This is a genomic window from Polaromonas sp. P3_C2, assembly GCF_056402675.1.
Map to the genome: position 1 here is coordinate 1 of NZ_JBFUGX010000146.1, position 7,835 is coordinate 7,835.

Genomic DNA, 7,835 nt, shown 5'->3' on the forward strand with positions numbered 1-7,835 from the left:
GCGCAGTTCACCGACGTGGCACCCACGCCGCTGTTGCAACCTGTGCAGACGGTGCAGCATGAAAAATACCAGGGCCCATGGCTCTGGACCGACGACAAAGGCCACACGCAACCGGCGGTGACGCTGTTCGACGGGTTGTACCGGCCGGAAAACCCGTATCTGGGTAACGTCGACAAACGCTACCGTGACCTGGCGCTGCAAATGCGCGAGTCGCAGTGTGTGAACTGCCATGTACCCAACAACCCCGACAAGATGAGCCGCCTGGTGCTGCTGTCGACGCCCGCGCACGCCGCTGCAGAGGTGGACCGGTTGATCAAGGCCGTGCGCGAGGACCGCATGCCGATGGACGAGTTCAGGTTGAGCTACGCGCTCTCGGAAGACAACAAGAAATGGCTGCTTGAGAGTGCACTGGCATTCAAGGCAACCTTGACAGCTGCCAGGCAATGGGAAGACGAGGCAGCGAAGAAGACCGTGCAATCTGCAATTAACCCTTTGAAGGTGATCAAATGAATACTCCGTTGCTGTCACAAGTTACCGGTCGCCGCGCGGTTCTTCGCGGTGTGGTGGGCACCGCGGTTGCCGTGGCCTGGCAGGGCTTTCCCATGGTCAGCTGGAGCCAGCAGGCGGCGGGCCAGCTGGCGGGCGTAGACCGCTGGAGGCTGCTGATCAATGAGGCGGTTACGGCAGACCTCAGTATTTCGATGCTGGCCCTGCGCTACCGGGGGCTGGCCGACTACCTGGGAGGGCAGATCCGCAACAAGCAGGTGGTGGTTGATCCGGTCATCGACATCCAGAACTTCGTGCGCCAGGCATCGTCAGAGCAAAAGCCCCTCATGGTGTTCGGAAAATCCGTCAACCAGCTGTCCAAGCTGGTTCGCGATGGAGGTTATCAACCCCTGGTGCGCAGGCCCGAGCCCTACCAGGCTGCCTTTATCGTGAAGAACAGCTCGCCCATCAACAACATCGGGCAACTGAGCGGCAAGAAGATCCTGATGCCCGACGAATCGTCCGCCACGGTGGCGGTCGCGCGTGCCGAGATGCGCCGCCTGAATGTGCGCGAACCCTATATTTCCTACACACGCTATCAGGATTCCGTGTCGGCACAGGTGGCGGCAGGCCTTGCCGAAGTGGGTGCGGTGAATCCGACCATCGCCAGGAAATGGCAAGAGGGCGGAGGCCGTGTCATTGGTGAAACCCAGCCCGTGGTGAACTGGTCGGTGCTGGCCGCCCCCGGCGTGCCAGCGGACATGATCAGCCGCCTGCAGGACTCCCTGCTGGCCATGAACAGCCAGTCGGCCAGCATCATGTCCGAGATCGGCGTCAAGCAGTGGGTCAAGGCCGAGCGCAAGGAATACCTTGCGTTGCTGGACTACACCCACGAGTAAGGGAAACGGCAGGCCTGGGTACTCCTTGCGGAGGCTGCCCAGGCTTGGTGTCCGGAGCCTGATTTGTTTTGGTTATCCGGCTGTAGCCATTGAAGGACGGGCGCAGCCAGCTATCAAATCGGGAGCGTTTTGTGCCGGACAGCTTTGCGCAGAGGCGGCTGTACCAGCTGCGACAGCGCGATACGCAGCCGTTCGTTACCGGGTGAGGTGCCCGGCGCCGATGAGCCCAAGGCGGCTTCGACGCTGCCGATGTGCGCGAGCATGCGTTCGCGGGCCAGGTCCAGCTGGCCTTTTTCGAGCGCGGCCACAATGCCGGCATGCTCCGCGCAGGATTGGCCGGCGTCGTGCTTGGACTGGTAGAGAGACGCCGCCAGCGTAGTGCGCGCGGTCAGGTCGCGCAGCACGTCGCACAGCAGCCGCTGGCCGAGGCATTCAGCCAGGCAAACATGGAAGTCGGCCAGTAAAAAGGCCCGGGTGGCGGCGTCGGCTTCTTCGATGGCCTGCTCCTCCTGGGCGATGTGCTGGCGCAGTTTGCGCAGGACCGACTGCAGCGGACGCCCGGCCTCGCGCAGGATGCCGGTTTCGATGATGCGCCGGGCTGAAAAAGCGTCCCGCGCTTCTTCGACGGAAGGCTCCACCACATACCAGCCCTTGCGGGTGCGCACCTCGACAAAGCCGCGTGCCTGCAACTGCATCAGCGCTTCGCGCACCAGGGTGCGGCTGACACCGAAGAGCTCTGCCAGCTCCTGCTCGCCGAGGCGTTCACCGGGCGCAAGTTTTTGCGCGAGGATGGATTCGACGACTTGCTGGGCGATCTGGACCTGGCTGATGCTCATATGTGCTGGGAAGTGTAGCGACCCCGGGGTGATTCAGCAGGCGGAGCGTTTGAAGAAAATCGACGGCAAGATGATGCGTTTTCTGGAGCGAGACCTCAGGCTTTGGCCGGAACGGCGCTCACTTCGATGTCCATGTCGTCTTCGGCCGGCGGCACATAGCGGTCGTCGAGTACCGCATGAGCCCGCTCGCGGTCGATGTCGCCCTCCCAGGCCGCCACCGCCACGGTGGCCACGCAGTTGCCGATCAGGTTGCCCAGGGCGCGGGCGATGCCCATGAACCAGTCCACCGACAGCACCAGCACCAGGCCGATCACAGGGATGGCGGGAATCGCCTGCAGCGTGGCGGCCAGCACCACGATGGCCGAGCCGGGCACGCCGTGCGCGCCTTTGGAGGTGACCAGCGAGATCGCCAGGATGGTCAGCAGGTCGGTCATCGAGATCGGCGTGTTGGTGGCCTGGGCGATGAAGACGGCGGCCAGCGTGATGTAGATCGAGAACGCGTCGAGGTTGAAGGAGTAGCCGGTCGGGATGACCAGGCCAACAGTCGAATCGCGGATGCCCATGCGCTTGAGCTTGGCCATGATTTGCGGCAGCACGCTGTCGGACGAAGTGGTGGCAAACACCACCATGAGTTCTTCGCGCAGGTATTTGAGCAGCTTGAAGAGGCTGAAGCCCGAAAAACGCATGATGCCGCCCAGCACGACCGTCACGAAAATGATCACTGCAGCGTAGAACAGCACGACCAGCATGCCCAGCTGCTTGAGCGAGCCGATGCCGTATTTGCCGACGGTGAAGGCGATGGCGCCCAGCACGCCCAGGGGCGCCAGCTTGATGATGATGCCCATGGTCTTGAAGAGTACGTGGGCCAGGTCGTCGATGAGGCCGACCACTTTCTCGCCCTTGCTGCCCAGCAGGGCCAGCGCGCAGCCGAACAGCACCGAGAACAGCAACACCTGCAGCACGTCGCCGTTGACGAAGGCGCTGATGGCCGTATTGGGAATCAGCTTCATCAGGAACTCCACCGTACCGCCGCCGGTGAGCTTGCCGGCGTTTTCGGCATAGGCGGCCATAGCCTTGGCGTCCAGCAGTTTCGGGTCGATGTTCATGCCCGCGCCGGGCTGAAACACAAAAGCCAGCACCAGGCCGATCACCAGGGCGATGGTGGTGACCACTTCGAAGTAGATCAGCGCCTTGACGCCGACGCGCCCGACCCGCTTCAAGTCGCCCGCGCCTGCAATGCCGTGAACGACCACGCAAAAGACGATCAGGGGAATCAGCATCTTGATCAGCTTGATGAAGCCGTCGCCAAGGGGCTTGAGCTTGACGGCCGTTTCGGGCCACAAAAAGCCGACGATCACGCCGACAAGGAGGGCCAGGAGCACCTGGCCGAACAGGGAGCGGAAAAACTTGGGCATGTCAGTCTCCGAAAGAGTAGTTATAGGCAGCAGGACGTCGCTGTGTTTTGCACGCAAATCTTGCATACAAGCAATGTAGGCAAGATTTTTGCCTGCTGTCACAGGGTTATCCCGGGGCGATTCCTGCTTATTCGGTTAAAGCTGATGCACCCGAAGTGCGAGGTGCGCTGCGAAGGGCCGCAAAAGCAAAACTCCCGCCGTGGCGGGAGTTTTCAGGGGATGGGGGCGGCGTGGTCAGGCCAGCAGGTCCCGCAGGGTCCGCGCAATCACCTTGGTGGCGCGGCGCAGGTCTTCGAGGTCCAGACGTTCGTCGGCCCGCTTGGCATGGGACTCCAGCACGGTGCGCGGCCCGGCGCCGTAAATGACGCCGGGAATGCCGGCCTCGGCGTACAGCCGCACATCGGTGTACAGCGGCGTGCCCATGGCCGGAATGGCCTGGCCAAAGAGCGCCTCGCCATGCTTCTGGATGGCCTCCACCAGGGGCTTGTTGCCCGCCAGCGGCCGCATCGAGTTGGCCAGCAGCAGGCGCTTGATGTCGACTGTGATGCCCTTGCAGCCAGCCGCCGCGTCGCCAATCACTTTGCGGATGTTGGCTTCGACCTCGGCGGGGTTCTCCTCGGGGATCATGCGGCGGTCCAGCTTGAACATCACCTTGCCGGGCACGACGTTGGTGTTGGTGCCGCCTTCGATGCGCCCCACGTTCAGGTAAGGGTGCTGGATGCCTTCGACCTTTGACGTCACCTGCTGGTAGAGCGCGTTCTGTGCATAGAGTGCATTGAGGATGTGCACCGCGCCCTGCAAGGCGTCGATGCCGGTGTCGGRAATGGCGGCATGCGCCATCTTGCCGTGCACCGTGACTTCCATCTGCAGGCAGCCGTTGTGCGCGGTGACGACCTCGTAAGAAAAGCCTGCCGCGATCAACAGGTCAGGCTTGGTAAGGCCTTTCTTGAGCAGCCAGCCCGGGCCCATTTCGCCGCCGAATTCCTCGTCGTAGGTGAAGTGCAACTCAACGCTGCCTTTGAGTGGTGCGTCCAGTGATTCGAGCGCGCGCACCGCAAAGGTGAAGCTTGCGAAATCGCATTTGCTGACAGCTGAGGCGCGGCCGTAAATTTTGCCGCCTTCAATCTCGCCGCCATAGGGATCTTTGGTCCAGCCTTCGCCGGGCGGCACCACGTCGCCGTGGGCGTTGAGGGCAATGGTCCTTCCTTTTTCCATTTCTTCGCCCTTGCCGCCATAGTGGCGGCGCACGATCAGGTTGGTGATGGACTCCATGCCGTAGCCGCGCACGTCGGCTTCGGGCACGGGGTGTTTCTCAGCGTCAAAACCGAAGGCCTTGATGAGCTCTGCCGTGCGCTCGGCATGTGGCGCGTTGTTGCCCGGTGGCGTGTCGGTGGGCACGCGGATGAGCTGCTGCAGGAATGCCGTTTCTTCGTCGAAATGGGCATCGATCCAGCTGTCAAGCCGGGCGTAATCTGTAGTGAGGGTCATTGTTGTTCAGGAGAGAGATTAGTGAGCAGATGCGCCAGGGCCTGGATCGCAAGTTCGATGTCGTCGCTGGTGGTGCTTTCCAGCGGGTTGTGGCTGATGCCGGAGTTCTGGCCCCGTACAAAAAGCATGGCCTGCGGCATCACCTTGTGCAGTTTCATCGCGTCATGGCCGGCACCGCTAGGCATGCGGTACAGAGGCACGCCCAGGCCTTGCACAGCGGCTTCCCAGCGCTGTTGCCAGGCAGGTGCGCTGGGTGCAGCGGCGGCGCGCTCGGTCAATTCGGTCGTGAAGTGCATACCGCGGCGCTCGCAAATGCTTTTGAGTTCGGCCAGCACGTCGGCCACCAGCGCGTCGCGCTGCGCATCGATGGGCGCGCGCAGGTCGAGCGAAAAGAGGCAGCGCCCGGGCACCACATTGATGGAGCCGCTGGGCACCTGCAGCATGCCGACCGTGCCGACGGAATTTCCGTCTTGCGCCGCGCGCCGTTCCACATACAGCAGTAGTTCGGCCGCGGCCGCTGCGGCGTCACGGCGGCGGGTCATGGGCGTGGTGCCGGCGTGGCTGGCCATGCCGGTGATCTCGCACAGATAGCGGACATTGCCGTTGATGGAGGTCACGATGCCCAGCGGCAGGTCGAGCTCGTTGAGTACCGGGCCTTGCTCGATATGCACCTCGATAAAGCCGAGGTAGTTGTCCGCGTCACGTTTGATCTTCGTGATGTCTTCGGGCTTGAGGCCAGCGTTGTGCATGGCCTCGCGCATGGTGATGCCGTCAGCGTCTTTCTGCTCCAGCCACTCGGGCTTGAAGTCACCGATCAGCGCGCCTGAACCCAAAAAGGTGGCTTTGTAGCGCTGGCCTTCTTCTTCGGCAAAGCCGACCACCTCAAAATTAAAGGGCAGGCGCTTGCCCTGGCGGTGCAGCTCGCGCACGCAGGCCATGGGCACAAAAATCCCGAGCCGGCCGTCATATTTGCCGCCGTTGCGCACGGTGTCGTAGTGGCTGCCAGTGAGCAGGGTCTTGGCGTTGGGCGTGGCGGCGTTGTAGATACCCACCACGTTGCCGACCGCGTCGATCTTCACCTCGTCAAAGCCGCAGTCCCGCATGGTGTTGCTGATGAAAGCCGCGCAGGCACGGTGCGCATCAGTGAGGTAGGTCACCGTGAGCTGGCCCTTTTCAAGATAGCCCGGATCGCTGTACTGCGAAAGGGTTTCCTGCCAGTCCCACACGTCGTTGCCCAGCGCAGGCGTGGCGGAGAACTTGTCGTTGAGCCGCAGTTCTACCACGCGGTGGATGTTGCGCAGGTTTTCCTGCAGCTCAAAGTCAGGGTGGTTTTGCAGGCGCCGCGCGAAGGTCTCGATGATCTGCTGCTTGCTCAAACCGTCACCGCGCGGGCCGCGCACCGCCAGTATGAAAGGAAAGCCGAACTTTGCGTTGTAGTCGGCATTGAGTTTTTGCAGGGTGGCGAACTCTTCGGACGTGCAGTCCGTGAGGCCGGCCTTGCCTTGCTCGTTGGCCGATTCCGCCGTCAGGCTTTTACTGACCATGGCTTTGCCGGCCAGTTCGGGGTGGGCCTGGATGAGCTTGACCTGCGCGTCCTTGCCGGCCTCGCGCAGTACTTGCGCCATGGTGTGCTTCAGGTGGGCGAGTGACTGGAAAGGGCGGGCGTCCAGCGCCTTTTCGGCAATCCAGGGGGAATGCTCATAGAGGCCGTCGAGCAGTTGCAGCGCTTCTGCGCGCGGTACGGCATTGACTTGTTCCAGCGTGATGGCCATGTTCAGCTTTCCTGCCGGGGCATGTAAGGATGGTTGGCCTGCCAGTGGCGCGCTATATCGATGCGGCGGCAGACCCAGACGCGCTCATGCTTTTGCACGTGGTCAAGAAAACGCTGCAGCGCCACGATGCGGCCCGGCCGGCCCAGCAGGCGGCAATGCATGCCGATGCTCAGCATCTTGGGCGACGCACTGCCTTCGGCATACAGCGCATCAAAACTGTCGCGCAGGTAGATGAAAAAATCATCGGCCTGCGAGAAGCCCTGCGGCAGGGAAAAGCGCATGTCGTTGGTGTCCAGCGTGTAAGGCACGACCAGGCGCGGCACGACTTTTCCGTCGGTGCGTTTCACCTCGGTCCAGAAGGGCAGGTCGTCGCCGTAGTAGTCGCTGTCGTATTCGAGCCGGCCGTCGTCGGCCACCAGCCGGCGCGTGTTGGGGCTGTCGCGGCCGGTGTACCAGCCCAGCGGACGTGTGCCGGTGAGCTTTTCGATCGCGTCCAGGCCCAGGCGCATGTGTTCGCGTTCGGTGGCTTCGTCGATCTGCTGGTAGTTGATCCAGCGCCAGCCGTGGCAGGCGATCTCGTGGCCGAGTTCAGTGAAGGCCGCGGCGACTTCGGGGTGGCGCTGCAGCGCCATGCCCACGCCGAACACCGTGAGCGGTAGTTTGCGCTTTTCAAACTCGCGCAGGATGCGCCATACGCCCACGCGTGAGCCGTATTCGTAAATGCCTTCCATGCTCAGGTGCCGGTCGGCAAAGCTGGGTGGATTGGCCATCTCGGACAAAAACTGTTCGGAGCCGGCGTCGCCGTGCAGCACCGAGTTTTCGCCGCCTTCCTCATAGTTGAGGACGAACTGCACGGCGATGCGTGCCCGCCCTGGCCAGTTGGCTTGTGGCGGGTTGCGGCCGTAGCCGATCAAATCTCTAGGGTAGCCAGTGTTCATA

At 62.6% G+C, this 7,835-nt stretch carries 6 protein-coding genes and 1 pseudogene; 2 read left to right on the forward strand and 5 right to left on the reverse strand.

The features are described 5' to 3' along the window. Nucleotides 1–510: pseudogene (locus AC1DWI_RS08370) on the forward strand (hypothetical protein); the annotation flags it as partial. Continuing rightward, the gene (locus tag AC1DWI_RS08375) at nucleotides 507–1,385 is read left to right on the forward strand and encodes a phosphate/phosphite/phosphonate ABC transporter substrate-binding protein (protein ID WP_477668157.1); all 879 of its coding nucleotides are present in this window, start codon (nucleotides 507–509) and stop codon (nucleotides 1,383–1,385) included. The pseudogene AC1DWI_RS08370 and the gene AC1DWI_RS08375, both read left to right, overlap by 4 nt. 113 nt (nucleotides 1,386–1,498) lie before the next feature. On the opposite strand, the gene AC1DWI_RS08380 is transcribed toward AC1DWI_RS08375, so the two are convergent. The 5 genes from AC1DWI_RS08380 to puuE form a co-directional block, all read right to left on the reverse strand. Then, nucleotides 1,499–2,221: a GntR family transcriptional regulator gene (locus AC1DWI_RS08380; protein ID WP_477668156.1), complete on the reverse strand. Its 723-nt coding sequence runs from the start codon at nucleotides 2,219–2,221 to the stop codon at nucleotides 1,499–1,501. Between the two features lie 95 nt (nucleotides 2,222–2,316). Beyond that, nucleotides 2,317–3,636, reverse strand: coding sequence for a C4-dicarboxylate transporter DctA (locus tag AC1DWI_RS08385; protein ID WP_477668155.1), 1,320 nt, complete (start codon nucleotides 3,634–3,636; stop codon nucleotides 2,317–2,319). A gap of 234 nt (nucleotides 3,637–3,870) precedes the next feature. Further along, on the reverse strand, nucleotides 3,871–5,124 hold the full coding sequence (locus tag AC1DWI_RS08390) for a M20 family metallopeptidase (RefSeq protein WP_477724664.1): 1,254 nt from the start codon (nucleotides 5,122–5,124) through the stop codon (nucleotides 3,871–3,873). Further along, entirely contained in the window at nucleotides 5,121–6,896 is a 1,776-nt protein-coding gene (gene uraD, locus AC1DWI_RS08395) for a 2-oxo-4-hydroxy-4-carboxy-5-ureidoimidazoline decarboxylase (protein WP_477668153.1), read from the reverse strand. Before uraD ends, AC1DWI_RS08390 begins: the two co-directional genes overlap by 4 nt. Nucleotides 6,897–6,898: 2 nt before the next feature. Then, nucleotides 6,899–7,834 carry an allantoinase PuuE gene (puuE, locus tag AC1DWI_RS08400; RefSeq protein WP_477668152.1) on the reverse strand — a complete coding sequence of 312 codons (936 nt, stop codon included), beginning with the start codon at nucleotides 7,832–7,834 and terminating at the stop codon, nucleotides 6,899–6,901. Nucleotide 7,835: the final 1 nt, after the last annotated feature.

Bases quoted from the DNA above. Each gene is read 5' to 3' on its own strand.
- AC1DWI_RS08375 (WP_477668157.1), top strand. From the start codon at position 507: ATGAATACTCCGTTGCTGTCACAAGTTACCGGTCGCCGCGCGGTTCTT.
- AC1DWI_RS08385 (WP_477668155.1), bottom strand. From the start codon at position 3,636: ATGCCCAAGTTTTTCCGCTCCCTGTTCGGCCAGGTGCTCCTGGCCCTC.
- puuE (WP_477668152.1), bottom strand. From the start codon at position 7,834: ATGAACACTGGCTACCCTAGAGATTTGATCGGCTACGGCCGCAACCCG.
- AC1DWI_RS08380 (WP_477668156.1), bottom strand. From the start codon at position 2,221: ATGAGCATCAGCCAGGTCCAGATCGCCCAGCAAGTCGTCGAATCCATC.
- uraD (WP_477668153.1), bottom strand. From the start codon at position 6,896: ATGGCCATCACGCTGGAACAAGTCAATGCCGTACCGCGCGCAGAAGCG.